The organism is Fibrella rubiginis (assembly GCF_017353185.1).
GTDB classification, from domain to species: Bacteria; Bacteroidota; Bacteroidia; order Cytophagales; family Spirosomataceae; genus Fibrella; species Fibrella rubiginis.
Window position 1 is genome coordinate 219,086 of record NZ_JAFMYV010000008.1, and the last position, 22,991, is coordinate 242,076.

The 22,991-nt window shown below is 53.6% G+C and carries 18 protein-coding genes; 12 read left to right on the forward strand and 6 right to left on the reverse strand.

The window, feature by feature from the left end:
• Window positions 1-98 precede the first annotated feature (98 nt).
• Window positions 99-1,610, reverse strand: coding sequence for a DUF1501 domain-containing protein (locus tag J2I47_RS16590; protein WP_207365704.1), 1,512 nt, complete (start codon window positions 1,608-1,610; stop codon window positions 99-101).
• Complete coding sequence (locus tag J2I47_RS16595; RefSeq protein WP_207365705.1) at window positions 1,610-4,384, reverse strand: DUF1553 domain-containing protein; 2,775 nt, start codon at window positions 4,382-4,384, stop codon at window positions 1,610-1,612. Before J2I47_RS16595 ends, J2I47_RS16590 begins: the two co-directional genes overlap by 1 nt.
• 291 nt (window positions 4,385-4,675) lie before the next feature.
• Between J2I47_RS16595 and J2I47_RS16600 the strand changes: the two genes are divergently transcribed.
• From J2I47_RS16600 to J2I47_RS16610, 3 genes are all read left to right on the forward strand, one after another.
• Window positions 4,676-6,337, forward strand: coding sequence for a M28 family peptidase (locus J2I47_RS16600; RefSeq protein ID WP_207365706.1), 1,662 nt, complete (start codon window positions 4,676-4,678; stop codon window positions 6,335-6,337).
• 226 nt (window positions 6,338-6,563) lie between these two features.
• Window positions 6,564-7,538 carry a T9SS type A sorting domain-containing protein gene (locus J2I47_RS16605; protein ID WP_207365707.1) on the forward strand — a complete coding sequence of 325 codons (975 nt, stop codon included), beginning with the start codon at window positions 6,564-6,566 and terminating at the stop codon, window positions 7,536-7,538.
• Window positions 7,539-7,697: 159 nt separating this feature from the next.
• Complete coding sequence (locus J2I47_RS16610; RefSeq protein ID WP_207365708.1) at window positions 7,698-8,033, forward strand: hypothetical protein; 336 nt, start codon at window positions 7,698-7,700, stop codon at window positions 8,031-8,033.
• Between the two features lie 61 nt (window positions 8,034-8,094).
• Here the strand turns inward: J2I47_RS16610 and J2I47_RS16615 are convergent, their stop codons facing one another.
• Window positions 8,095-9,735, reverse strand: coding sequence for an amidohydrolase family protein (locus J2I47_RS16615; protein WP_207365709.1), 1,641 nt, complete (start codon window positions 9,733-9,735; stop codon window positions 8,095-8,097).
• A gap of 60 nt (window positions 9,736-9,795) precedes the next feature.
• Between J2I47_RS16615 and J2I47_RS16620 the strand changes: the two genes are divergently transcribed.
• The 3 genes from J2I47_RS16620 (at window position 9,796) to J2I47_RS16630 (ending at window position 12,049) form a co-directional block, all read left to right on the forward strand.
• Window positions 9,796-10,398: a Crp/Fnr family transcriptional regulator gene (locus J2I47_RS16620; protein ID WP_207365710.1), complete on the forward strand. Its 603-nt coding sequence runs from the start codon at window positions 9,796-9,798 to the stop codon at window positions 10,396-10,398.
• An 80-nt stretch (window positions 10,399-10,478) separates the two neighbouring features.
• Entirely contained in the window at window positions 10,479-11,042 is a 564-nt protein-coding gene (locus tag J2I47_RS16625; protein ID WP_207365711.1) for a hypothetical protein, read from the forward strand.
• 23 nt (window positions 11,043-11,065) lie between these two features.
• Complete coding sequence (locus J2I47_RS16630) at window positions 11,066-12,049, forward strand: hypothetical protein (RefSeq protein WP_207365712.1); 984 nt, start codon at window positions 11,066-11,068, stop codon at window positions 12,047-12,049.
• A 34-nt stretch (window positions 12,050-12,083) separates the two neighbouring features.
• On the opposite strand, the gene J2I47_RS16635 is transcribed toward J2I47_RS16630, so the two are convergent.
• The 3 genes from J2I47_RS16635 to J2I47_RS16645 all read right to left on the reverse strand — a co-directional run bounded on the left by J2I47_RS16635 (window position 12,084) and on the right by J2I47_RS16645 (window position 15,943).
• Window positions 12,084-13,235: a hypothetical protein gene (locus J2I47_RS16635; RefSeq protein ID WP_207365713.1), complete on the reverse strand. Its 1,152-nt coding sequence runs from the start codon at window positions 13,233-13,235 to the stop codon at window positions 12,084-12,086.
• Window positions 13,216-14,055, reverse strand: a complete 840-nt coding sequence (locus J2I47_RS16640; protein ID WP_207365714.1) for a type IV pili methyl-accepting chemotaxis transducer N-terminal domain-containing protein — start codon at window positions 14,053-14,055, stop codon at window positions 13,216-13,218. Before J2I47_RS16640 ends, J2I47_RS16635 begins: the two co-directional genes overlap by 20 nt.
• A gap of 574 nt (window positions 14,056-14,629) precedes the next feature.
• On the reverse strand, window positions 14,630-15,943 hold the full coding sequence (locus J2I47_RS16645) for an Nramp family divalent metal transporter (protein WP_207365715.1): 1,314 nt from the start codon (window positions 15,941-15,943) through the stop codon (window positions 14,630-14,632).
• Between the two features lie 233 nt (window positions 15,944-16,176).
• Here J2I47_RS16645 and J2I47_RS16650 point away from each other — a divergent pair, with 233 nt between their 5' ends.
• From J2I47_RS16650 to J2I47_RS16675, 6 genes are all read left to right on the forward strand, one after another.
• The gene (locus J2I47_RS16650) at window positions 16,177-16,848 is read left to right on the forward strand and encodes a metal-dependent transcriptional regulator (protein WP_207365716.1); all 672 of its coding nucleotides are present in this window, start codon (window positions 16,177-16,179) and stop codon (window positions 16,846-16,848) included.
• A 33-nt stretch (window positions 16,849-16,881) separates the two neighbouring features.
• On the forward strand, window positions 16,882-17,961 hold the full coding sequence (locus tag J2I47_RS16655) for an LptF/LptG family permease (protein WP_207365717.1): 1,080 nt from the start codon (window positions 16,882-16,884) through the stop codon (window positions 17,959-17,961).
• A gap of 117 nt (window positions 17,962-18,078) precedes the next feature.
• The gene (locus tag J2I47_RS16660) at window positions 18,079-19,002 is read left to right on the forward strand and encodes a DMT family transporter (RefSeq protein ID WP_207365718.1); all 924 of its coding nucleotides are present in this window, start codon (window positions 18,079-18,081) and stop codon (window positions 19,000-19,002) included.
• A gap of 30 nt (window positions 19,003-19,032) precedes the next feature.
• Complete coding sequence (locus tag J2I47_RS16665) at window positions 19,033-20,487, forward strand: DUF6056 family protein (RefSeq protein ID WP_207365719.1); 1,455 nt, start codon at window positions 19,033-19,035, stop codon at window positions 20,485-20,487.
• Entirely contained in the window at window positions 20,484-21,224 is a 741-nt protein-coding gene (locus J2I47_RS16670; RefSeq protein WP_207365720.1) for a glycosyltransferase, read from the forward strand. Before J2I47_RS16665 ends, J2I47_RS16670 begins: the two co-directional genes overlap by 4 nt.
• Window positions 21,221-22,903, forward strand: coding sequence for a hypothetical protein (locus J2I47_RS16675; RefSeq protein WP_207365721.1), 1,683 nt, complete (start codon window positions 21,221-21,223; stop codon window positions 22,901-22,903). The genes J2I47_RS16670 and J2I47_RS16675 overlap by 4 nt, the downstream gene beginning before the upstream one ends.
• Window positions 22,904-22,991 lie beyond the last annotated feature (88 nt).

Genomic DNA, 22,991 nt, shown 5'->3' on the forward strand with positions numbered 1-22,991 from the left:
ATACTTGTAGGTAAGGGTTCACATCTTGGGTTGTTTTGTTATCCTGACGTCGGGATGACAAAAACGCGTCAGGATAACAAAAACAATCGAACTACCCCTTACGCAATTACGCCTTTTACCACTTTCCCCGCTACGTCGGTCAACCGGAACGGGCGGCCCTGGAAATGGTAGGTGAGCTTGGTATGATCAAAGCCCATCTGGTGAAGAATCGTGGCCTGGAGGTCGTGGATATGTACTTTGTCTTTTACGGCATAGTAACCGATGGGGTCCGTTTCGCCATAGGATAGTCCTTTTTTCAGACCGCCGCCCGCCATGAACACGGTGAATGCGTCGAGGTGATGGTCGCGGCCGTGGAAAGATTGTGTTTGTCCGTCGCGGTTTTCCTGCATGGGTGTCCGACCAAATTCGCCCCCCCATACCACTAATGTATCGTCGAGCATGCCGCGCTGTTTCAAATCGTTGATGAGGGCCGCCACGGCCTGATCCGACTCTTTACATTTCATCTGCAAACCAATATCTACCGACGTGTCTTTGCTGGTACCGTGGGTGTCCCACCCCCAGTCGAATAGTTGCACAAAGCGTACACCTCGCTCAACCAATCGTCTTGCCAGCAGGCAGTTACGGGCAAACGAACCTTTCTTCGGGTCAACGCCGTAGGCATCCAGTATGTACTGCGGTTCGCCCGAAATAGCCATCGCGTCGGGCACGGAGGTCTGCATTTTGAAGGCCATTTCATACTGCGAAATGCGCGTCAGAATTTCCGGGTCTTTAGCGGCCTCATACTCCTGCTGATTAATCTGGTTAATAGCCTCAATCGTCTGCTTCCGAATGTCGCGCGGCATGCCGTTGGGGTCCGACACGTAGAGCACGGGGTCGCCGTCGGTGCGGCACTGCACGCCCTGATACACCGTGGGCAAAAAGCCGCTGCCCCACACCGACTTACCCGCGTCGGGCTGTTTGCCACCAGAGGCCAGCACGATGAAGCCGGGCAGGTTATCGTTCTCAGAACCAAGCCCATACGTCACCCACGACCCCATGCTGGGCCTTCCCAGCCGCGCCGAACCCGTGTGCATCAGCAACTGCGCCGGAGCGTGATTAAACTGGTCGGTATGCATGGATTTAATAAACGTCAGCTCATCGGCAACGGTCTGCAAATGAGGCATGTAATCGCTGATCCATGCGCCCGACTGCCCATGCTGCCGGAAGTTGGCCGTTGACCCCAGCATCTTGGGCACCCCCCGGATGAAGGCAAATTTTTTGCCCGTCAACAGTTCCTGCGGACAGTCTTTGCCGTTATACTTCATCAGTTCGGGTTTGTAGTCAAACAGTTCCAACTGACTCGGCGACCCGGCCATATGGATGTAGATCACCCGCTTGGCCTTCGGCGCAAACTGCGACAGCCGGGGGTCCATGGGTGCGGCCATCGGGTCATAATCGGCGTTGGCGAGGCTGGCGGCTACTTTCTCGTCGCGGCCAAAGAGGCTCCCGCAGCTACCCAGAATAGAGCCAAGCGCCATGGCTCCCAGGCCCGTTGAGCAGGTCTGTAGAAAATGACGCCGTGTGTCGCGTTGCAGGGCCGCCTGTTGAAGTTCTTGCTGGAGCTTGTTCATCAGTCTTTGGTTATGACCTCATCTAAATTCATCATCGCGTTGGCTGTAACCGTCAGCGCGGCTTGTTTGGGCGAGGCGGTGGCACTGGCCAGGAGCTTACCCGCTTCGGCAGGATTTTGGGCGTAATACACTTCCGTATCCTGGTACAATTTGGTCAGTATAGCCAGTTTTTTAGGGGCTAGCTCACGAAGCATAAGCCGGTGAAAACCGGCCTGTAGCTGTTGAGCAGGCGTTTTTCCGTGGATTGCCATGTAGTCGGCGAGGCGCTGGGCAGCTTCTACGTAGACGGGGTCGTTGAGCGTGACTAGTGCTTGCAAAGGCGTGTTGGTGCGCAGTCGACGGATCTGGCAAAACTCGCGACTGGGACTATCAAACGTGATCATCGAGGGGTACGGAGCTGTGCGTTTCCAATAGGTATACAAAGCCCGGCGGTGCGCGTCTTCTCCTTTGGCAAGCACCCACGATTCGCCGCTGTAGGGTGACTGCCAGATGCCATCGGGCTGCATGGGCATCACGCTGGGACCATACATTTTCCGGCTTAGTAGCCCGCTGACGACCAGCGCCTGATCGCGCACCTGTTCTGCCGCCAGACGCACCCGTGGCCCACGGGCGAAGTAGTGGTTGTAAGGGTCTTCGCGCACCAGCTGTTTGGTCACATCCGACCGTTGGCGATAGGTGCTGGAGAGGACAATCCGCTTCAGGAGCGCCTTCATTTTCCATCCGTCTTCCTGCACAAACGTCGTTGCCAGCCAGTCGAGGAGTTCGCGATGGGTGGGCTGAATGCCCTGTGTACCCATATCTTCCACAGTTTCGACCAGGCCCGTGCCAAAAAGCTGTTCCCAGAACCGGTTTACGGCCACGCGGGCAGTGAGCGGGTGGTCGGGGCGGGTCATCCATTGTGCCAGACCCAGGCGATTTCGGGGTAATTTCTGGCCATCTACATCCATCGGCGGCAGCGAATGCGGCACGTCGGGTTGCACTTCCTTGCCCGGCGTGAGCCAGCTTCCCCGCGTAAACACGTGCGTTTTTCGGGCCAGATCACCCTGCCCGTCCAGCATAATCGGCGTTTGTTCGGGATGGGTATTCAGCAAACTCAGCAACGTGGCTTCGGCTTGTGGGGCCAGGGCAGGCTGGAACGACACCCACTTAATCATGACCCAGTCTTTGGGTTTTGTCGGGCTGTTCAGCGACAGGAAAAGGGTGTGCCTGCCCGCAACGTTTGGCAACGAAATTACCTGCACCGAGTCTTTCCACTGATTACCTGTTTTCGGCGCCATCGCTGTAGCCAGCACCCGTCCGGCGGGGTTGTCGAGCCGGAACGTTAACTGGGCATCAGGAGCCGACGTACCCCAGGCCAGGTAGAGCCGGGTACGACCGGTCAGGGTTACGTTTTTGAGTCGGGCCGTGCCTTTATCCATAATGCCGAAAAACTTGGCATCGAGCAGAGCCGCGTTCTGGTGCTGGTCAAAATCGTGCGAATTGATCTTAGGCTCCATTGTTCGGGCCAGCAGTTCCACACGCCTGGCTTCAGCGTTGGCGCGGCTACGGTCGGGGCAGGTCTTTTGCACAAACGATCTCAGCTGCACCAGTTTGGCCGAATCGGCTCCTTTGTAGAATCGCAACGTGGGGGTGTCGGTGGTGACGTCTTCGTCGCGGGCGTTATTGAAAAACGCCATGTACTTGTAGTATTCGTCGTGCCGAAACGGGTCGTATGGGTGGCTGTGGCACTGTACGCAACCAAAAGTGGTGCCCTGAAACACGTCCCAGGTAGTATTGACCCGGTCAATGACCGAGGCCACGCGAAATTCTTCGTCCTGGGTGCCGCCCTCGTCGTTGTTCATGGTGTTCCGGTGGAAGCCCGTGGCAATAAACTGCTCGTCGGTAGCCTGGGGCATCAGATCGCCGGCCAGTTGTTCGGTCAGGAACTGGTCATACGGTTTGTCGGAATTGAACGCTTTGATGAGGTAATCGCGGTACCGCCAGATGCTTCGTCCGGGGTCGCGCTCGTAGCCCTTGGTATCGGCATAGCGGGCAAGGTCGAGCCACATGCCTGCCCATTTTTCGCCAAACGCCGGCGAGGCCAGCAGGCGGTCGACCAGCTTTTCATACGCCCGTGGCGAAGCGTCATGCAGAAATGCACTGGCTTCGGCTTCGGTGGGGGGTAACCCGGTCAGATCGAGGCTCACACGCCGGAGCAGCGTGGCCTTATCGGCAATGGTCGCGGGCATAAGCGTACCGCCACCGGGGGCTTCGGTCGTGTGCAGTTTGGCAATGACAAAGCGGTCGATCTCGTTGGTAGACCAGTCCGTTTCGGGGTGATTAGTGAGGCCCATTCGGCTCCAGATCGTGCCAACGCTGGGCACAGACGGGGTTTCCGGTGTTTGGTAGGCCCAATGGTCGCCCCACTCGGCTCCCTGGTCAATCCATTTTCTGAGCGTCTCGATATCCTCCGGTTTCATGGGTGGACCGTCCAGCGGCATTCGTTCGTCGGGGTCAGTAGCGGTGAGGCGTCGGATCAGCTCACTCTTGTCGGCATCGCCGGGAACAATGGCCGGGTGACCCGATTTGGCCGGGGCAAAGGCTTCTTCTTTAAAGAGCAGCGAAAAGTTGGACGCTTTTTTCACGCCCCCGTGGCAGGTAATGCAGCTTTTATTCAGAATGGGCTTAACCTGCGTGTTGAAATCGACTTTCTCGCCAAAACCGCCCAATAGCGAAAATGACGACAACGCCACCACCGCACCTGTTGCACTCATCACCAGCCACCTTGCTTTCATAACGCCTACAATCCGGTTAAAACAGCCATTTCAGTTGATCAACAAAAGGAATATGACCAATTACTTTCGTTATCTGTCTAGCAAATTTCTTATTTATTAACGTAAAAACCCTGTGAATCAGTCGCTTGTGTGCTGCACTATCTTGACCATGAACTGTCTGATTTTGACCCAGCGACGTACATATTCTACATAACTGGTTACAGGCGAGCCACATACCAGCCTAACCCTCTGAATCGTTTACCTTTGCAGTACGCCAGCAGGCTGGCTATTCATCACAATCCTTTCGCGTCCATGCACACATCACGCGCTAGTCGGCTGACTGGCCTTTTGATTCTCACCGGGCAGTTGGCCGTGGCACAGGCCCCAGCGGCCAGTGTGGCCACTCCCACTACATCGGCAAGTACCGCTTCATTTGCCAACACCTACGCCCAGACCGTCTCGGCGGCTGACCTCGAGAAGCACCTGCGTATTCTGGCCGCCGACGACATGGAAGGTCGCGAAACGGGCACCCGTGGCCAGAAAAAGGCTGCCGCCTACATTGCCGGGCAGTTCGAGAGCTTCGGCCTTGCGCCTGTAGTGAAGCAGGCCGACGGCAAAATGGGCTACCTCCAGCCATTTACCCTCTACAAAAAAACCTGGGGCGACCTCTACGTCAAAGCCAACGGCAAGAGCTTTGCCTACCTCACCGATTTCCTGGTCAACGGCCTTTTTTCGATTCCCACCGAAACCAATTTCGAGACCGTTTTCGTAGGGCACGGCATCACGGGTGAGAAAATCGATGACTACGCCAACCGCGACGTGAAAGGTAAGGCGGTGGTCATGATTGACGGTGAACCCAAAAACGCCGACGGCACCTCACTCATCAGCGGTACCAAAGACCCCTCGAAATGGGGCCGCCCTGACAGCTATCGCGTGAAACTGACCGCCGCCAAAGACAAAGGAGCCGCGCAGGTATTCATTATCTCGGCGGCCGACGCGGCGTCGTTTAAGCAAATGCTGGCCGAACGGTCGGCCATGGTGCAGCGGTTCAACCGGCTGGGTCTGAAAGCAGGCAACGAAAACACAGGTTCGGTAGGTGCGTTTATAGTCTCGGCCGATATGGGCGCGGCCCTGCTGGGCCAGAAACCCGACAAGTTTCGGAAGGCCCTGGAGCAGTCGGTTAATAGCGCGCAGCCGCCTTTCGGGAAGCTGACGGGCAAAGTAGCCGTGAAAGCTGAGCGTAAAGACGAAAACGTGCAGACCGAAAACGTGATGGGCTACCTGGAAGGTGGGGACAAGAAAGATGAAGTGTTGGTCATTTCAGGCCACTACGACCACATCGGCATTAATCCCGACGGGCAAATCAACAATGGCGCCAACGACGACGGTTCGGGTACGGTATCAGTGCTGGAACTGGCGCAGGCATTTGCGAAGGCCAAAGCCGAAGGGCACGGTCCCCGGCGTTCGGTACTGTTTCTGACAGTGGTGGGTGAAGAAAAGGGCCTGCTGGGTTCGGAATACTACGCCGATTTTAGCCCTGTGTTCCCCCTGGAAAAGACCGTGGCCGATTTAAACATCGACATGGTAGGCCGGGTCGATGATTTGCACAAAGACAAATCGCCCAACGATAACTACATCTACGTGATTGGCTCAGACAAGCTGTCGAGCGATTTGCACAAGATCAGCGAAGCGCAGAACGCCGAACACACGCAGATGGAACTGGACTATAAATACAATGATTCGCAAGACCCGGAGCGGATTTATTACCGGTCGGATCATTACAATTTCGCGAAGCATAAAATACCCATTATCTTCTATTTCAACGGTTTACACGCCGATTATCACCGCCCTACTGACGACGTAGAGAAGATTGATTTCAAGCTGGCCGAAAAAACCGCGCGCCTCGTTTTCTATACCGCCTGGGATATCGCCAACCGCGACGAACGGCTGAAAGTAGACAGCAACAAGCCGTAGGAAGCATTGATAGGCAGAAGGGGGCGTCGACGTATAATTGTTATTTATACGTCGACGCCCCCTTCGCGTTTTTGCTGGGTATGCTTAGAAATAATACGGGCAGACATTGAAAGCTTACTTATCCTTGCGAATTTGCGGTTTAAAAACCCCGCATATGAAGCTATTCTACAGGCTACTTTTCAGCACTTTATTACTTACTCATACTGCTGTAGCCCAGCAGGCAGATATGTTTCAAACGTACGCCATTGTTAACGTAGATGGGGGTACAGACAGTTATAGGGCTGGAAACAGAAACGCAGATGGCGCCACCACTTTCAACAACTCCAGCTACGGCATAGCCAACACGTCGATCACGTTGAAAGGGGGTGAAATCAAGACATTCAAGAATAACGGGGGTGACGTGACGGGGGCACGTTTATATTACCGCGTCTATCCAGCAGGTAGTCCGGCAGGAGCATTTACGTTGATCAATCTTCCCTTTGCTGCCAACCTAAACGGCAGTGGTGACCAAAAGTGGGCCACTACAATGGCCAATATCAACATGGCCACTGGATTACCGGCGGGCAACTACACACTGGAAGTGTACTGGCAGATTACGACCAACTTAGGTGATCGCTTCGATAGCAACGGTGGTGCCAACGTAAAGGCCTCGTTCACCGTATCGTCAACGACGCTTCCCGTTACGCTGACGTCATTCAATGCAAAAGCCAATAACCACATGGCCAGCCTGGATTGGGCAACGGCGACTGAGCAGGGCAACGCTTATTTCGACGTGGAACGCAGTGCAGACGCCCGATTGTTCGAGCACGTAGGCCGTGTGGAGGGCCGGGGGACTACATCTACTCCTCAGGTGTATAGCTTTTCAGACGAATCGCCCAGTTTAGGAACCAATTATTACCGACTGCGGCAGGTCGACGCCGATGGCCGGTTTTCGTATTCGCCGGTGCGGGCGGTGCAAATTCGGAGCAATGGCGAACTGGCTATTTGGGGGAACCCGGCCGCCGAACAACTTGGCGTAGCAGGTCTCGAAGTCGGCTCGACCGTTGACCTGCTCGACCTGAATGGGCAACTCCGCAGTAGCCAATTGACTAACAATAACCGCTTGCATATTGACGTGCGCAACCTGCCCAGCGGCACGTACCTCCTTCGCGTGGCTGAACCGGCGGGGGTACAATCCAAGCGCGTGGTTGTGTTGCATTAGCCGCCATCGGGGCGACGCTTCACCCGATAGTAAACACTTCATTAGTACAAAAACGGCCTGCGTGATTTGCGCAGGCCGTTTTTGTACTAATCCTAACCGCAATGCAACTCTAAATCAGAATTTCGGGTCCTTAGCGTATAATTATCCTGGCTAACAGCTATGAAACTGCTTATCACACTCTTCTGCTCAGTACTTGCATCAGCGGGACTTGCCCAGCAAAACTCGACCAAAAATAGAGTTGACTCACTTCGTAACGTAGATAACATGCCTGTTCTGAGAGACATAGCACACGCCAGAGAGATGCCTACCCGGACAGGTCAGGGAACGGCCATAAATATGCCTACCTACTCAGGCCCTCCTGCATCTGACGAAAACCTGGCTACGTTTTTAAGAAACTTTGACGTTCCCAAAAACAGCAAGGGGCTTCAGCCTGATTCGTCTAACCGCCCCAATCCCAACGCAGATAAACTTCATCCAAAAAACCGTAAAAATTAGCGGGTTGGGTATGTAATGACGTTAGGTCTGGCAATACGCCAATTCGCTGGCTACACTGACATCAGTTCTTCCCCTCCCCCACTTTAGCGGGTTTTTGCGGAATGCCGGGTTGGGTGATCTCGAAGTTCTCCTTCTTCTTGGCCTCAGCCACTAACGCCCGTACATCGGCGAGGAGTTTTTTGGCGTCGTAGACTACGCCGTCTTTGACTGTATAGGTCACGCCGCCCACGCGTTCCACTTCGTTTTTGTCGTTCAGGTGAATAGCCCCGGTACCATAGAGTGTTTTTAGATTTACCAGCGGATTTTCTTTAACGATCACAAAGTCAGCCAGTTTACCTACTTCCACCGAGCCAATCTGATCGGCCATACCGAGAGCTTCGGCCCCTTTGATGGTGGCGGCGCGGACTACTTCGAGCGGGTGGAAACCGGCTTCGCGCAGGAGTTCCAGCTCGCGGATGTAGGCAAAGCCGTATAGCTGGTAGATGAAGCCCGAATCGGACCCCGTGGTAACGCGTCCTCCCCGGTTTTTGTATTCGTTGATGAACTGCATCCAGAGTTGGTAATTCTTTTTCCAGGCCACTTCCTGTTCCGTTCCCCAGTTGTGCCAATAGGACCCGTGCGAAATGCGGCTCGGCCCGTAGAACCGCCACAGGCTTGGCAGGGTGTAGTCGTCATGCCATTCGGCGCGGCGGGCCAGCATCAGTTCGCGGTTAGCTTCGTAGATGTTAAACGTGGGGTCGAGGGTGAAATCGAGGGCAATCAGCTCATCCATGACCTTGTTCCAGCGGTCGGTACCAGGCTTGGCGGCCTGCTGCCAGAGGTTCCCGGCTTCGGTAAAGCGGTCCTGCTCGTTGTTATAATTGTAAGTGGCGGGGTAATCCTGCACGGTACGGTCAGCGAAGAGGCTTTCGGGCAGGCCATACCAGTGTTCCATCGTAGTTAAACCAGCTTTGGCGGTGGCCAGGGCGTTCATCCGGGCCACTTCCAGTTGCGCATGGTGGCAGGCAGAACGAAGCCCCAGCTTCTTGTTTTCGTCCAGCGCCGCCCGGAAAACGTTCGGTTCGGCTCCGAAGAATTTAATACCGTCGGCGCCTTTTTGGGCGTTCAGGCGCACCCAGGCGCGGGCCTGTTCGGGTGTGGTGATGGGTTCCTTGCTCCCCTGCCCAAAGACAGTATAAGCCTTAATACGCGGAGCCACAATCTCGTTACGGTCACTCCTGGCACGGTGTTCCAGTACCCAGTCCAGCCCGTTGCCCGCCGACGGGTCGCGGATGGTGGTAATGCCATGACCAAGCCAGAGTTTAAACACATAGTCGGCGTTGGCCCCCTGATCTTTTCCGCCAATATGCCCGTGCATGTCAATAAACCCCGGCATGAGGTACATACCCTCACAGTTTAATTCGTGCGTACCCGCCGTAGCCTGCGGACGACTCTTTGGATCGATGGCAACGCCGGGGTAGCCTACCTGCCGGATCTGGGCAATGCGGTTCTTTTCCACCACAATGTCAACCGGCCCAATTGGCGGCGCGCCCGTGCTGTTAATCAGCGTTACCCCCCTGACAATGAGCCGATCATACGGTCCGCCACCTTCCCCGGCCTTCCGGGCCGGAGCTTTCTCGACCTGGGCGTTTGAGGAATGTACAATGGACAATGTACAATGCATGATGAGGGTGGCGGAGAGCAACAGGCGAAGGCGGCGCATAACGATGTCAGTTTAGGGTCGAAGATACTGTGTTCAGCCTTTTCTCAGTAGCTTGCCGCTATGACTATTCCTCCCTTTTCTAGCCCTTTCGATAGCCTTGCCGAATGGTTGGGAGTCGGTGCTGTCAGTGCCGATGCCACAGCGTATGCCATGCAACTATTCAGACCAGTCCAGTTAAACAAGCATGCGTATCTGGTTAGGGCGGGAGAGTATATGCCAGAGATGGGCTTGTTGGCAGAAGGGCTGATGCGCCACTATTTTCTTCAGACCGATGGCACCGAAATCACCGTAGAATTTGCCAGAGCCGGTGATCTGGTGGGTGAATACAACAATATGCTGCTCAATCAGCCTGCCGACCATTATGTACAGGCGCTCGAACCTTGCCTGATTATGCTGGCCCCCATTGCCGACCTACGCCTTGCCTGCGACCAATACGCCGACCTCGATCACCTCAGCCGCCTCTATACCGAGCAATATCTCTACCGGCTTATTGCGCAGATGAGTCAATACATGACCCGCCGTCCCGAAGAACGCTATCTCTACCTGCTCGAACACGACCCTGATCTGATTCAGCGTGTTCCCCAAACCATTCTTGCTTCGTATGTAGGCGTAACCCCCGTAAGCCTGAGCCGAATACGCAAGCGATTAATGGCGGGCCGGTGAAGCCACGGAAATTAACGTTTGATAATGCACCGACACGTACCCACGCAGAGCTTTGCTCCCGAATCAATTACCGCTATGCTATGAATGTGCATCCGACCAGTACTGTACAACACGCTCTTAACCAGTTTTATACAGACCATGACTTTGGCGAAGAGGGTGGAGTGAATGAACAGGTTGTCTGGCTTACGTTTGGTCCTGTTGCAGTTCCATTACCCAATACGGAGCAACGTAAAAAAGTGATCTGGCTTCACGACCTGCACCATTTGCTCAACGAATACCCTACTACGTGGTCTGGTGAGGGGCGTGTATCGGCCTGGGAGCTGGCAACGGGCGGCTGGGGTTGGCAACTGTATGTCTGGCTGCTGATTATACTAGCCAGCAGTATTGGAGTGTTGCTTTTTCCGAGGCGTGCTTTCCTGGCTTTTGTGCGGGGCACCTATTGTCGTCCTATTCTTAGTTTGGGGTTAACCAAAACCCAACTTATGCAGCTCCCTGTCAGCGACTTACGGCACCGGCTTGGTATTGAGCTAACGCGCCCCTACCCAGCCTGCCTGAGTCATTACCTACGTTTTTGCCTGATCTGGCTTTTCTACGTTAGCAGCGTTATTGGGTTTGGCGTAGGTTTGTATGTCCTGATTGCCTAAGACCCGTTAGCACCAGCTGAGCTATGTTTATTCAACGCAATTTCCTGTTCATCGTCATGGCGCTGGCCGTGCTGTTGGCCGTGGCTATGAAAGCAACTGTCTACCAGCGCGAACCTACCACGCCACCTACCCCATCGCCCGCTACAACCGAGGCCTTCAGGGCTTACTGGTTTGGTGGCAAGGCGGAGCTAAACAACTACCGCCTTGAACAGGCTCAATATGGCGCTATGTACCCCGGCAAAGCCGTTCTGGTATTTGTGACGGAAGATTTTCGGGTCGATAAGCAGGTAAAATTGGAGTCGGAAGCGAGCCGAAACACGGCCATTCCGGTATTGAAAACCAACTACGTCCGCCAGTTTGTTACGGGCGTGTACGATTATTCGCTGTTCACGTCGGTATTCACGCCCATCGACAATGCCAACGGCAGTCCGTCACGATTTCCTAACACATTGAAAGTAAGCACATCGGGGCAGGAATGGTGCGGGCAGAGTTACGTGCAGATGAACTACAAGGACAACGCCTACAGAGTGAGCGGGCGGTCATATTTCGAGCAGGAGGCTACCGAAGACTATAACGTGGAAAAAGCCTTGCTGGAAGACGAACTCTGGAACCGCATCCGCCTTAACCCTAAGAAGCTACCCATCGGCGACGTGCATGTCATTCCGGGTACGCAGGCGGCCCGGCTTCGCCACAAAAAACTGGAACCCCTACTAGCCACTACTACGCTTGACTCAGCGCAGGGCGTAACCTGGACACAGACCCGTAAGCCGGGTGTTACGACGGGCCCATGTAAAGCCTATGTAGTTGACTATAAAGACGATGGCCGGAAACTAACCATCTTTTTTGAATCCGATTTTCCCCACCGAATTGTAGGCTGGGAAGACACCTACAAGACAAAAGATAAGGTACTCACCAGCCGCGCTGTGCTTCAGAAAACCATCCAGTCAGACTACTGGAACCACAACACCCCCGCCGACAGTACGTTGCGCTACGAGTTGGGGCTTTAACAGCTCCGGGTTTGAGCCTCGTGGCTATTTAGACTTACCGAATCGACAAAAGGAGATATGCCGCCTGATTGGGTTTGCGTACGCTGTCGAATATTCGCGTGGGTATACGGTCATCGTCGCTGATGATAAGCAACGATCGGGAACTCAGAAACGTCATGTCTTCGGCTTTGTGAGCCATCCGTAGGGGTTCATTGTTAGGAAGCCTGACCAGGTTCATCTTCCCTTCGATTAATTCTGCTTCAGACGCAGTCCAGAGGAATGAACTCACAGCTTCAGCCGACTCGTAGGAGGTTATGATCCAGAAGATGCTCCTGACCGGGTCATACTCCAGGCTCGACAAACCCATTTTGCCAGGCATTTTCTCGTCGCTCTGATCGGCAACCTCAATTGATGATAACAACGTAACGCTACCTGTTAGCTCAACGTGCTGCTCGTCGCCCTGACCCACCACCGAATACGGAATTGACAGCACTCGCACCACGGGTTTGAAATCCTGGTAGCTGTTTCCCTCTTCCCGAACGCCTATAAAGAGTCGATTGGTCGTTGCTGTCAGTCCTTCAATTTTGAAATACCGAACCACGCCCAGGTAGTTCAGATCGCTCAAAGCCAGTGCCGACGATATTTTCTCGCGCAACGATACGGATGTGCCCTCGTTGGTATTAGGCGACCTACCCCCTAAAACCTGCGCACGCGATGGTTTTCCCGCAGGCCAGCAAAGCAGCATATTGTAGCCGTCCCAATCGGTGCTTCCCTCCTTCACCCGGTCAAAGGCAGTGGTTGCGAATACCCATTTTCGGTCGGGCGTTTGGGCTAGCTCCTCATATTTAATACCCCGTTTCATGACCGGACTATTGATATAAACCGGAGACTGCTGGTTATAGAACGCAGTCACACCGGGCCAGCTTGCCACCGACGATTGCCCATTGGGCATGGGCTTATCGTGCGCCATTAGTAGCGATTTTCCGTCATAAAGAATGGCCGACGCCTCGAACCAGAAGGGTTTACCACCTGCTTTCAGCGTGTCGGCAAAGCCCGCCGCGAAGCCTTCCTGCACCACCTGTACCCGCAGGGTTTTGCTCGGTTTAAGGCTGCTCTGTGCGCTGGCAACTAGACTGATTAGCAGGCATAACCCCATTGATAGGGCCAAACGCAAGGCCGAAACAGGCTTATTCGAGTAGTTTGGCATACATTCCGGTAATCTTGTCCATCTTAACCAGCATCCGGTTCGTGATCTGGAAGACTTCGCCAGCATCAATTGACTTTTCTTCGAATGAAATACAGTTGTTTTTCGTGCAGCGCTCTTCAATATAGCGCCAGTCGATAATGGCGCCCGAGATGACGTCGTCGATTTCAGCCGTGTTGGCCTCTGACGTGACCAGCGAACTCATACCGCCCTGAATGCCCGTAGCCATTTGTTGCAATTGCTTCACAATGTCGTTGTTTGGTGTGTTTAGCCCGGCCACATAGGCCCCGTAGTAGAAAGTCAGACGTTGTGAGAGCATCCGCATCCGTCCCGACTGGTTGGTGTTTTCGGCAACCTGCTCGGCCGAGGCTCCCGTTTCGTTTTCACGACGGGGTTGCGTGGCCGCCCACTTTATCAGGTCAACGACCACATCGTTAGTCGCGGCCAGCAGCTGCGAGTTGGTGTTGAGTAACACCTGCGCATTCTCTTTGCTGGGCTCTGCCACCAGTAGTTTGCGGTATTCGGTCCATAACGCTTCTTCTCTTGCCAGTAGGGCCGAGGTGCTTTTGGGCGACGCCAGCTTCAGTGCCTTTAAGTTTTCCTCGAACAGAATAACAGACGTCTGCATCTCCCTGCTGGCAACCTCGGCTTGCTTGCCAATCAGTTTAAAGACATAATCCTTGCCCATCCTTTGCGTCAAAAAACGCTGTTTACCAGCTATGTTGATGGCCGAACCGGGTGAAAGTGTGGTCTGGGCCAAGGCGACATGCATAGAGCCCGCTGCCAAAAAAAGCGCGGCAAGTCTAAGTACGATCTTGAGCATAAACTGTTGTAGGTGAGTTTATTATTAATTGAGGATGTCGATCGTCTAAAGGCCGCTGATAAGTTGGTGGCAAACCTGCCCACTGTACCCTTATCCGGTCTGGCTTAAAATGACCAGCCAGATGATCTGGTGTCGTACAAATCGCAGCAGTGACCGTTTCGGAGGTAGGCATGGCTACTGTACCCGCCGCAAACTGCAGCGTATGCGAAAATTTACTTAAATAAACTATATAAAGAGGCCTACTCTCAGGCAGGGGCAACGTGGTGACTATAAGGTCAGGCTTCGGCGAGCTACTAAGTGATGCAGCTTCGGACCCATCTACAACAATATCTAATTGTATTTCAATTGCTTGAACACAAACTGATCTATCAACATACGCACAAAGCCACAACCCTGTACTTGACAGGGCATTGCCAACAGCAACCAGTTGCGGCGATGGTAATGGTGATTTACTCAAGTATTTCAAGTCGTTTTTACAGCAATTTAACGGATAAACTGATGCCATCAAACCGCAACTAACGTACCAAATACCTGCTCTACTTTGCCGTTGGATAAACGCCCAACGGTAGGCTGATTAGCTTAACAGCGTTTCGGCCAGCAAGTAGCCGTTCAGGCCAATGATCAGACCCGCTATTGCCCACGATAATACTTTGACCCATAACGGGTTAGCAAACCGGCCCATTATTTTTTCACTATTGGTAAATAAAACCAGCGGCACCACGGCAAAGCTCAATTGCAATGATAGAACTACCTGACTGAGAACCAGTAATTCCGATGTGCCGCGTTCGCCATACAGGAAGGCCACGACCAAGGCAGGTACAATAGCAATAAGCCGTGTTACAAGCCGCCGTAACCAGGGCTTAAACCGGATATTCAGAAACCCTTCCATCACGATTTGGCCAGCCAGTGTGCCCGTCAGCGTACTATTCTGGCCCGAAGCCAGTAAGGCGACGGCAAACAAGACGCTGGCTAGTTTTACACCCAGCAGTGGGTCGAGCAGACGATGGGCATCGGTAATATCAGCCACTTGCTGATTACCTGAGAAGTGGAATGCGGCCGCCGAAAGTATCAGAATGGCTCCATTGATAAAAAACGCCAGAAACAGTGACCCCGTAGAATCAATCGTGGCGAACTTGATGGCCTCGGTACGGCCTGTGTCTGTACGAGGAAAATCGCGGGTTTGTACGATGCTGGAATGCAGATAGAGATTGTGGGGCATGACTGTGGCCCCTAAAATACCAATAGCTATGTACAGCATTTTAGGATTTGTTACCACCTCCGAACGAGGAAGCAGCCCTCCCATGATTGCCTGTACGTCGGGTCGCGAGACGATAAGTTCATAGGCGAAACAGGCCAGAATCAGGAAAATAAGGCCTGCCACAATGATCTCGATCACCCGAAATCCTTTGTTCTGAAGCCACAGTAGCAACAGCACGTCGGCGGCGGTGATCAGAATACCTACTGTGATAGGCAGGCCAAACAGCAGGTTGAGCGCAATGGCCGCGCCAATGACCTCAGCCAGATCGGTAGCTGCAATGGCAATTTCGGCCAGAATCCAGAGGCCAATAGCCACAGGACGGCTGTAGTGTTCCCGACAAGCCTGGGCCAGGTCGCGACCCGTAGCAATGCCCAGTTTCAGCGAAAGGTGCTGTAACAGCATGGCAAACAGGTTGGAAATCAGTACTACCGACAACAGTTTATAGCCAAACTGTGCACCACCGGCAATGTCGGTAGCCCAGTTGCCGGGGTCCATGTAGCCCACGGCCACCATCAGGCCGGGGCCAAGGTAGGCTTTCAGCGTTCTAAAAAAACTACCTGCCGCCGGCACGTGAATACTGGCGTGTACTTCAGAAAGTGAATTAGTAGAGCTGTCGTCTCGCCAAGTCATTACAAGGGTGAGGTTCAAGGTTTAAGGTTCAACGTTTAAGGTTGCTTCGCGCTTTAACGCAACTCAAAGACAGAACTGCAAAGCGCGAAGCAACCTTAAACGTTGAACCTTAAACCTTGAACTCTTTTTTTTAGGCTAATCTAAAAATTTATTTTTGCTAATCAAATAACTACATTTGTGTGTGTTCTGTTCACGGTCTGTTCATAAATGGCTAAAAAACGGAACTTGCCATTATGTCGACACATTCATTCACCGAAGAGAATTACCTTAAACTCATCTACGCGCTGGCTAACCGGGGAACCAACGAGGTAAGTACCAACGCGCTGGCTGAGGTGACGGCCACGCGGGCGGCATCGGTGACAGATATGTTGAAGCGGCTGGCCGATAAGGAGTTGATCCACTATCGCAAATACCAGGGTGTGCGCCTGACGGACGAGGGCGAACGGCTGGCGTTGAAAATTATTCGGAGGCACCGGCTCTGGGAGGTGTTCCTGGTCGATAAGCTCGGTTTTGGCTGGGATCAGGTACACGAAATGGCCGAAGAGCTGGAACATATCCGCTCGGATGAACTTGTTGAGCGCCTCGACACTTTTTTAGATAACCCTCAGTTTGACCCTCACGGCGACCCCATACCCACCCCGGCGGGACACATGCCCGATGCGCCGTCGCAGAAACTGGCTGACCTGCTACCCAGCGAAACTGCGTGCCTGTTGGGGGTGCTTGATCATTCGGCAGCGTTTCTGCAACACCTTGACCGGAGCGGCCTGACACTGGGCTGTACTGTTAATGTTTCTGAAATCAGTGCCTTCGACCGGTCTATGCGGGTGACAATACCGCCCGGACAAACGTTATTTGTTAGTTACGACGTAGCCAGAAATCTGCTGGTTGGCCCTCCAAAGCCATAGTACCGTAGGCCTGACACGAGCGGGCGGTTCCCTATGAAAATCTTAGACTGGTATATTCTTAAACGCTTTTTGCAGACCTACTTCTTTGTAGTGTTGCTGATTGTGCTCATTGTCTGCGTGGTAGACTACACCGAAAAGGTGGATGATTTCCGGAAGCACAGTGCCCCTGCCCGCGCCATTTTCATTGATTATTACCTCAATTTTATTCCGCATTGGGCCAACATGATCAGTCCGCTGATGGTGTTTATTGCCACGGTGTTTATGACCTCGCAATTGGCCTCACGGACCGAAATCATTGCCATTCTGAGCAGTGGGGTTAGTTTCATCCGATTGCTGGTGCCCTATATAATGGGCGCGGCGATTCTGGCAGCACTGAGCTACTACATGGTGAATTACCTCATCCCGGTGGCCAACAAAACGCGCATTGGGTTCGAGCTAAAATACACGAAAGACGCCTATACGTTCACGGGCCGGAATACGCACCTTAAAATCGCGCCCAATACCTACGCCTATCTGGAGAGCTATAACAACCTGAACAACACCGGCTATAAGTTTACGCTGGAAGAAGTGAAGGGTAACGAGCTGAAACAGAAGCTCTCTGCCGACCGGATTGAGTGGGACACAAAAAAGGGCAAGTGGGCTATTTACGATTATCAAGTTCGCAAGTTCGACGCCCAACAGCGCGAAACGCTCACACCCGGCTCCCGTATCGATTCGACCCTGAACCTGAAACCATCTGATTTCGACTCTGATTTTAGCCTATTCGAGACCCTGACCAAGCCCGAACTCGACGCGTACATCAGCCTGATTCAGAGCCGTGGTGCCGACGGGGTAGAGACGTATTTGCTCGAAAAATACACCCGCCAAACCCGGCCCTTTGCCATCATCATCCTTACGGTCATTGGCGTGATCATGTCGGCCCGGAAAAGCCGCCGGGGCGTAGGCTGGCAGGTGGCCCTGGGCTTTATTCTGGCCTTTGTCTACATCCTGTTCTATATGCTGGCTAAGGGGGTAGCTGACTCTGGTGCTATGAATCCCGTACTGGCAGTCTGGCTCCCAAACCTTATTTTCGCAGGCATCGGCGTGTTTTTGTACAACACGATACCACGATAGCAAAGGTACTGTTGGTTTGTTCGTCGGTTTGTTTGTTCTATTCGGCCTTTAGGCTAGTAGCTTCATCATTGGCTTATTGAACAAACACACAAACAAACTAACAGACGAACAATCTGTATGCCCAACCCCTCTCTCCGCGACTATCTGCACCTGCACTTCATCGTAGTTATCTGGGGCTTCACAGCTATTTTGGGGCTGTTGCTGGAGCCGCTGAGTGCGCCCGCGCTGGTGGTCATCCGCACTGGGCTGGCCGCTTTTGGGTTATGGGCGGTACTCTATTTTCGGCATCCTACGCCTCTGACAACGCCCCTAACACCGGCTGACCGTTGGGCGATGCTGGCCACGGGCGGGCTCATTGCGGTTCACTGGCTGGCATTTTTCTGGGCGGCGCGGCTGGCCAATGCATCGGTTTGTTTGGCCGGCATGGCTACCAGCTCGCTGTGGGCATCGGTGCTGGAGCCGGTATTACTAAAACGGCGCGTGCGGGGCATCGAGATCATCATGGGCGCGGTAGTCATGTTTGGCCTGTACCTTATTTTCCGGTTCGAGTTCGATAAAGTGGCCGGGCTGGCGGTGGCGGTGTTTTCGGCCATGCTGGCTGCCCTGTTTACCATCATCAACAGCCGCTTTGCCCAACGGCACGCTTCGTTGGTTATTGCCCGGCAGGAGATGCTGGGGGCCTTTCTGGCCTCGGTGGTGTTTGGCGCGATATATGTGGCTATAGTGCATCCACCGCTGGCGACACTGGTACCGCAACGGCCTGCTCAATGGCTTTGGATGGTAGTGCTGGCGTTTGTCTGCACAGTCTATGCTTATACGGCGGGCGTGGGCCTTTTGCGCAAATTTTCACCCTATATGGCCATTTTAACCGTGAACTTAGAACCGGTTTACGGAATTTTGCTGGCCGTGCTCATCTTCAACGACCGCGAACGCATGACCGGTGGTTTCTATCTGGGTACCCTTGTGATCTTGCTGGCCGTGCTGGCGTACCCTTTTTTGACCAAACAGACCATGCAGGAAGAGCCGGGAATCACCAATTGAACCGTGCTGTCAGGTCAGGCTAGTCCATTCATGCAACAATCACTACTTCACCGCTACCTGCTGCCCATTGCCACGACAGGGCTGTTTTTGGTCGCTTTCGTGCCTATTCTATTCCTGTCGTACTACAATCATCCTTCTGCTGCCGACGATTATTGCTTCGCCGATACGGCCGTGCGCTACGGATTCTGGCAGGCGCAGCAATACTACTATGACGGCTGGACGGGGCGCTATTTTTCTAATTTCCTGGCTCACGGCACGCCGCTGGTTTGGGGCTGGTATGCGGGTTTCAAGTTTATTCCAGCCTTACTGGCTATTGGCTGGCTGCTAGCCGCCTACACACTTTTGGGCGAGTGGCTGGCTCGACTGGAGGCACCTACTGCTACCCGCCGCCGTACCCAGTTGTACCTGACCGGGCTGCTTTTTTTCCTGTACATCCTGATATTGCCCAATCTGGCCGAAGCCTTTATCTGGACAGCTTCGGCAGTGGTGTATACCGTCCCCTCGGCGCTGATGATGTATTGGGGCGCGGTGTTGTTGCGCTGGCAAGGGCAGCAGCCCGGAACACTACGCACCCTGACGGGCATTTGGGCAAGCGTACTGGTTTTCCTGATTGTGGGTTGTGGCGAAACACATATGCTGCTCATTATCAGTTTGCTACTGGCCATTTTAGTGTTTCGTTTTGTCCAGAACCGCAAGGTAGACAAGCAACTTTTAGTACAATTAGGAGTAGCGCTGGTGTCGGGGTGGCTGGTGTTTCGGGCACCCGGCAATGCCATCCGAATGCAGGGCGGGGCTACCAACGGCGACCTTGTGGGGGGTATGGTGCAGTCGTTACGGTGGCTGGCGATGACCCTGCCGCGCTGGTTTATTCAAACACCCATTTTGCCTTTGTCGGCACTTTGGGTGATGATCGGCGCAGGGCTATTTCACAAGCAAACAACTGTTAATGAACGGGTTAGCCGCCTGTTTCGGGTGCCGCTCTGGTACGGATTGCTGGTGCTGTTTGTACTACTGCTGGCCACGGTGTTCCCTTCCTACTACGCTACCCAAAACCTGACAAACCGGGCCATCAACGTCACCTATGCCGTTTTTTTATGGGGCTGGTTGTTTATCCTGACATCTCAGCTATCTCGTTTTGCCCGGTTTGGCACTACCACGCCGCCACTTTGGTTACTGGCGCTCACCGTGCTCTGGCTCGGTGTCAGCATGGTTCGCAGTCTGCCCATGCGCCATCTTTACGCCGATCTGCTTCGGGGCGACGCTGCCCAATATGACCGTGAACTCACTGCCCGCCAACAGCTATTCAGTCAGTCGCAAGCCGATACACTCCGGGTGGCTCCACTCAGCGTTTACCCCACCAGTTTATTCATGGAAGACATTCGCACCGATCCTACTCACTGGTGGAACAAGTGCCAGGCGGGCTATTATGGTCATAAAGTGATTATTATTGACCCGTCAATTCGTCCCGCATCCACCCGTCCATGACCACCGTTTGCATTATTGTTCCCTGTTATAATGAAGCCGAACGCCTGCCTGGCGAGGCCTTCATCACCTACCTCAGCAACCATCCACACGTTACATTTTGCTTTGTTAACGATGGTAGCCGCGACCAGACCCTGTCTGTTCTGCAGGCATTGCAACAGCGCAATCCGACCCAGATTGACGTACTGGATTTGCCTCAGAATCAGGGTAAAGCAGGCGCTGTCCGGGCGGGCATGAACCACTGCGGTATGGGTACATTTGATTATACCGGCTATTTCGATGCTGATCTGGCTACCCCATTGGCCGCTATCAACGATTTGCAAGCCGTGCTCGACAACCACACCGATTGTGTATTTGTAATGGGATCGCGGATCAAGCATCTCGGCGTAAACATCCAACGGAGCGCCTTCCGGCATTATGTGGGTCGCGTCATTGCTACCACCATTAGCCTGATCCTGAAGTTGCCCGTCTACGACACCCAATGCGGCGCCAAACTTATGCGTCGTGAGGCCACTGGGAGCGTTTTTGCCGAACCGTTTATTAGTCCGTGGCTTTTCGACGTGGAATTGCTGGCCCGGTTAGTTGGTCAGTATGGCCGTGCCAACCTTAAAGGTCGTTTGCTGGAAGAACCTCTTCAGGAGTGGATCGAACAGGATGACTCGCGCATCAGCTCGACCTACGTGTTCCGCATGTGGTATGAGCTATACCGTATTTACCGAACCTACAGTCACCTACGATGAGTACCCCCGCCGCCCCCCTAACGCTTCGCTACCCGTTTCTTCCTTACCTGCTGTTGCTGCTCCCTGTTGCTCTGCACACCTGGATGATCCTGACCTACGCCGAAAATGTGCCCTGGTACGATGATGTGGAAATGTTTGTGGCTTTTATTCAGGAATATTTCAAGGCCAATACCCTGGGCGAGAAGGTATACTGGCTGCTGAAACCAAGCAACGAACACCGTATTCTGCTGGCGAAAAGCGTGGCCTTGTTCACTTATTACGTCACGGGCCACATGAATTTCCGGCTGATGATCATCATCGCCAACGTATGTATGTACGGTACGCTGGTCATTCTCTACCGCGTGTTCCGGTCCATGCAGTTACCGATCTGGGCGTTTGTGCCAGTACCGTTTTTTCTGTTGCAGCCGCAGTTTTTTCTTACGTCAACCTGGGCACTAACGGGCCTGCAACATCAGGGAGGCACATTTTTGTCGTTTTTGGTGATGTACAGCTTAGCCAAAAATGGCCGACCCCGGTTTGTAGGTGCAGCGTTGTTACAAGTGCTGGCGTCGCTCTCCATGAGCAATACACTCTTTGGCTGGCTGTCGGGGGCGGTTATTCTCTGGCGGCAGGGGCATTACAAACGGCTGGCAGCCTGGGCAGTGCTCTGTGCCGTGGCCGTATTTATTTACCGCTACGGCTATACCTATTCGCAGGGGACCACGAGCCAAAAGCTGTTGCTGAGCCAACCCTGGCTGGTGATCGTGAGCGTGTTTTCCTTTGCAGGCGGCGCGTTTGATGTGCTTCCGTTTGCGCCGTTTCTACTTCGTGGTATTGGTCCAACTATAGCCGGCATTATCCTGTTTGCACTCATCGGCTGGTTTGTGTGGCAGATGCGATGGCCGTTTCAGAAGAAAATAATGGCGCTGGTGCCGCAACTACCAAACACTATTCGCGACAATTTTTTCATCGGTATCTACATCCTTATCCTCACCAACGCGGCCGTGGTAGGTATGTTCCGCATTCGGTACGGCTACAACGTAATCCTGATCAGCAACTACATGCTCTATCCAGCCTTGTTGCTGTGTGTAGTTTATCTAAATGGTTTACAGACACTTAACCTTCGGCTTCGTCCCCGGTGGATGCGGATTGGCCTGACGCTGGCCCTGTTGCTTTGGGCAAAATCGTATTTCTGGCACCTGCCCGAAGTAGCCAACCGCAGCGAGTTTTTGCGGGCATGGGGGTACAATCAGCAGTATACCGGTATTGGTCTTGGCGGTGAACGGGGAGGCATTCTGGAAGCACCCATCCACAAAGCCATGACGGGGGCGGTGGCCGGGGGTTACTACAAATACCCCGACAACCCAATCGCCAACTATGCTACCAGTCTGGATACCATCGCCACGCGCATTACCAAAAACGGCGACACCTACCACCTCGAAGCACCTGGCCCACCCACGCCACTTCGGCAAGCCTACGCCGTACTGCAATCAGACACCGAAACGTACCTGATTCCCTCAAAAACGCCTTTTTACCGTCCTGCCTTCTGGCTTCGCCGCCCTGTATTGGGTGTTCTAGCTGACGTTGACAATTTCTTTCTCCGCCCCGGTACCTATCGTGTAGGCTGGGCCATCGATGCTGGCGGGGACCCCATGCTTAGCTTTTCTACGAAAACAGTCGTGATCACTGCGAAATATTAGGAGTGGCTTTTGACAGGATTATCAGGATTTCAGGATTGACAAGAGTTTCATATTCTCAGAAATATGTAGACATAAAAAATCTTGTTAA

Bases quoted from the DNA above. Each gene is read 5' to 3' on its own strand.
- J2I47_RS16590 (WP_207365704.1), bottom strand. From the start codon at position 1,610: ATGAACAAGCTCCAGCAAGAACTTCAACAGGCGGCCCTGCAACGCGAC.
- J2I47_RS16595 (WP_207365705.1), bottom strand. From the start codon at position 4,384: ATGAAAGCAAGGTGGCTGGTGATGAGTGCAACAGGTGCGGTGGTGGCG.
- J2I47_RS16600 (WP_207365706.1), top strand. From the start codon at position 4,676: ATGCACACATCACGCGCTAGTCGGCTGACTGGCCTTTTGATTCTCACC.
- J2I47_RS16605 (WP_207365707.1), top strand. From the start codon at position 6,564: ATGTTTCAAACGTACGCCATTGTTAACGTAGATGGGGGTACAGACAGT.
- J2I47_RS16610 (WP_207365708.1), top strand. From the start codon at position 7,698: ATGAAACTGCTTATCACACTCTTCTGCTCAGTACTTGCATCAGCGGGA.
- J2I47_RS16615 (WP_207365709.1), bottom strand. From the start codon at position 9,735: ATGCGCCGCCTTCGCCTGTTGCTCTCCGCCACCCTCATCATGCATTGT.
- J2I47_RS16620 (WP_207365710.1), top strand. From the start codon at position 9,796: ATGACTATTCCTCCCTTTTCTAGCCCTTTCGATAGCCTTGCCGAATGG.
- J2I47_RS16625 (WP_207365711.1), top strand. From the start codon at position 10,479: ATGAATGTGCATCCGACCAGTACTGTACAACACGCTCTTAACCAGTTT.
- J2I47_RS16630 (WP_207365712.1), top strand. From the start codon at position 11,066: ATGTTTATTCAACGCAATTTCCTGTTCATCGTCATGGCGCTGGCCGTG.
- J2I47_RS16635 (WP_207365713.1), bottom strand. From the start codon at position 13,235: ATGCCAAACTACTCGAATAAGCCTGTTTCGGCCTTGCGTTTGGCCCTA.
- J2I47_RS16640 (WP_207365714.1), bottom strand. From the start codon at position 14,055: ATGCTCAAGATCGTACTTAGACTTGCCGCGCTTTTTTTGGCAGCGGGC.
- J2I47_RS16645 (WP_207365715.1), bottom strand. From the start codon at position 15,943: ATGACTTGGCGAGACGACAGCTCTACTAATTCACTTTCTGAAGTACAC.
- J2I47_RS16650 (WP_207365716.1), top strand. From the start codon at position 16,177: ATGTCGACACATTCATTCACCGAAGAGAATTACCTTAAACTCATCTAC.
- J2I47_RS16655 (WP_207365717.1), top strand. From the start codon at position 16,882: ATGAAAATCTTAGACTGGTATATTCTTAAACGCTTTTTGCAGACCTAC.
- J2I47_RS16660 (WP_207365718.1), top strand. From the start codon at position 18,079: ATGCCCAACCCCTCTCTCCGCGACTATCTGCACCTGCACTTCATCGTA.
- J2I47_RS16665 (WP_207365719.1), top strand. From the start codon at position 19,033: ATGCAACAATCACTACTTCACCGCTACCTGCTGCCCATTGCCACGACA.
- J2I47_RS16670 (WP_207365720.1), top strand. From the start codon at position 20,484: ATGACCACCGTTTGCATTATTGTTCCCTGTTATAATGAAGCCGAACGC.
- J2I47_RS16675 (WP_207365721.1), top strand. From the start codon at position 21,221: ATGAGTACCCCCGCCGCCCCCCTAACGCTTCGCTACCCGTTTCTTCCT.